The sequence below is a fragment of the Actinosynnema sp. genome, from assembly GCF_052038725.1.
The window spans coordinates 1-2,584 of sequence record NZ_JBQGCX010001103.1 but is presented as its reverse complement, the minus strand read 5'-3'; the positions used below and the strand labels follow the sequence as shown (position 1 = coordinate 2,584).

Annotated in this window: 4 protein-coding genes; all 4 read left to right on the top strand. The window is 74.0% G+C overall.

Annotation, left to right across the window (positions count from 1 at the left end; all coding sequences use genetic code 11):
* The first annotated feature begins 59 nt into the window (after positions 1-59).
* Positions 60-668 (top strand): guanylate kinase, encoded by a 609-nt coding sequence (gmk, locus tag ACTUAL_RS23315; RefSeq protein WP_440901735.1) that lies wholly within the window; start codon positions 60-62, stop codon positions 666-668.
* 127 nt (positions 669-795) lie between these two features.
* The gene (gene rpoZ, locus ACTUAL_RS23310) at positions 796-1,074 is read left to right on the top strand and encodes a DNA-directed RNA polymerase subunit omega (RefSeq protein WP_015103666.1); all 279 of its coding nucleotides are present in this window, start codon (positions 796-798) and stop codon (positions 1,072-1,074) included.
* Positions 1,071-2,339, top strand: coding sequence for a bifunctional phosphopantothenoylcysteine decarboxylase/phosphopantothenate--cysteine ligase CoaBC (gene coaBC, locus ACTUAL_RS23305; RefSeq protein ID WP_440901733.1), 1,269 nt, complete (start codon positions 1,071-1,073; stop codon positions 2,337-2,339). Before rpoZ ends, coaBC begins: the two co-directional genes overlap by 4 nt.
* Positions 2,340-2,421: 82 nt before the next feature.
* A partial coding sequence (locus tag ACTUAL_RS23300) for an S-adenosylmethionine synthetase N-terminal domain-containing protein (protein ID WP_440901734.1) occupies positions 2,422-2,584 on the top strand: 163 nt, incomplete at its 3' end.

The following is a 2,584-nucleotide window of genomic DNA, read 5'->3' as shown; positions in this document are numbered from 1 at the left end:
CCGCGCCGCCGCCTGGGGGGCGTGGGCGACCGCCCGCGCAGGGGGCTGCTCACCGAGTTCTGGGGCGTGTGTGTGCGGGCCCCGGGGGGGGGGCGGGCGTCCGCGCCCGGCCCCGCCTCACCGTTCTGTCGGGTCCCTCCGGCGTCGGCAAGTCCAGCGTGCTGGCCGAGCTGCGCGGCAGGGACCCCGAGCTGCACTCCAGCGTCTCGGTGACCACCAGGAAGCCGAGGCCGGGCGAGCTGGACGGCGTCCACTACCACTTCGTGGACGGCGCCGAGTTCGACCGCATGGTCGACGCGGGCGAGCTGCTGGAGCACGCCGAGTTCGCGGGCAACCGCTACGGCACCCCCAGGGCGCCGGTGGAGGCCGCGCTGGCGTCGGGCCTGCCCTCCCTGCTGGAGATCGAGCTGCAGGGCGCCAGGCAGGTCAGGGCCGCCATGCCCGAGGCGCGGCTGGTCATGCTGGCCCCGCCCTCCTGGGAGGACCTCGTCGCCCGGCTCACCGGCCGCGGCACCGAGGACCCCGCCGTCGTCGAGCGCAGGCTCGCGATCGCCAGGCAGGAGCTGGCGGCCGAACCCGAGTTCGATGAGGTCGTCGTCAACGACGACGTGCGTTCGGCGGCGACGAAGTTGCTAGACTTGGTGGTCGGCCCGCTGCCCGGCGCCTGAGCGCACCGGGTCCGCACAGCAGGAGCCGCCCCGCAGAGCCCCGCAGGTCGGGGCCCGGACGGGCGGGCGCCGCGAGGCGCGGGACGACCGAGGCTTGAACGAACACCGACCGCAGGAGCGTTGACGAGTGACCACGCACACCGAGCTGGGCCCCCTGTCCGGGTCGCCGGAGGGCATCACCAACCCGCCGATCGACGACCTGCTGGAGCAGGTCAGCTCGAAGTACGCGCTGGTGATCTACGCGGCCAAGCGGGCGCGCCAGATCAACGACTACTACGCCCAGCTCGGCGAGGGCCTGCTGGAGTACGTCGGCCCGCTGGTCGAGCCCGGCCCGCGCGAGAAGCCGCTCTCCATCGCGCTCCGGGAGATCCACGCCGGCCTCCTCGAGCACACCGAGGGCGAGTGACCGAGCACCTGCCCGGTGCCCCCGCCAGACCCCGCGTCGTGCTCGGGGTGGGCGGGGGCATCGCCGCGTTCAAGGCCTGCGAGGTCCTGCGCGGCCTGACCGAGACGGGCCACGACGTCCGCGTCGTGCCCACCGAGGAGGCGCTGCGGTTCGTCGGCGCCGCCACCTTCGAGGCGCTGTCGGGGCAGCCGGTCCGAACCGGCGTGTTCACGGACGTGCCCGAGGTGCCGCACGTGCGGCTCGGCCAGGAGGCCGACCTCGTGGTCGTCGCCCCCACCACGGCCAACCTGCTGGCCAAGGCCGCCCACGGGCTGGCCGACGACCTGCTGACCAACACCCTGCTGACCGCGCGCTGCCCGGTCCTGCTGGTCCCGGCGATGCACACCGAGATGTGGGAGCACCCGGCGACGCGGGACAACGTGGCGCTGCTGCGCTCGCGGGGCGTCATCGTGGCCGAGCCCGCCAGCGGCAGGCTCACCGGCAAGGACACCGGCAAGGGCAGGCTGCCCGAGGCCGTCGAGATCGTGGAGCTGGCCCGGTTGCTGCTGGCGCGCGGCGACGCGCTGCCGCGCGACCTGGAGGGCCTGCGCGTCGTCGTCTCGGCGGGCGGGACCCGCGAGCCGCTCGACCCGGTCCGCTTCCTGGGCAACCGCTCGTCCGGCAGGCAGGGCTACGCCATCGCCCGCGTCGCCGCCCAGCGCGGCGCCGAGGTGGTCCTGGTGGCCGCGCACACCGCCGACCTGGTCCAGCCGGCGGGCGTGGAGCTGGTGCGGGTGGGCACGGCCCTTCAGCTGCGGGACGCGATGCACGCCTGTGCCGAGCGGGCCGACGTGCTGGTGATGTCCGCCGCCGTCGCCGACTTCCGACCGGTCGACCTGGTCGAGCACAAGATCAAGAAGGGCGACCTCGACCCGGACCCGGTGCGGCTGACCCGCAACCCGGACGTCCTGGCCGAGCTGGTCGCCGCGCGCCGCCCCGGCCAGTCCGTGGTCGGCTTCGCCGCCGAGACCGGGGACGCGGGCGCGAGCGTGCTCGACCACGGTCGGGCGAAGCTCAGGCGCAAGGGGTGCGACCTCCTCGTCGTCAACGACGTCGGTTCGGGGGGCGCCTTCGAGGGGGAGGACAACCAGGGCTGGTTGCTCTCCTCGGACGGGACCGAGCGGCCCATCCCGCACGGCTCGAAGGCCCAGTTGGCGTCCATCCTGTGGGACGCGGTGGTCGCGGGCCGGTCGTCCTCAGAGGTTCCCGAGCCCGGCCGTCAGTAAGCTCGGAGCGTTCACGAGGCGGTGCGGAGCGTCGCCGGGACGGTCAGGTAGCCAATCGTTGATCTCTGTAGTGGGGAGTGCCGTGAGCCAGCACAGCAGCAGGCTGTTCACCAGCGAGTCGGTGACCGAGGGGCATCCGGACAAGATCTGCGACGCGATCAGCGACTCGATCCTGGACGCGCTGCTGGCCAAGGACCCCACCTCGCGGGTGGCGGTGGAGACGCTGGTGACCACCGGTCAGGTGC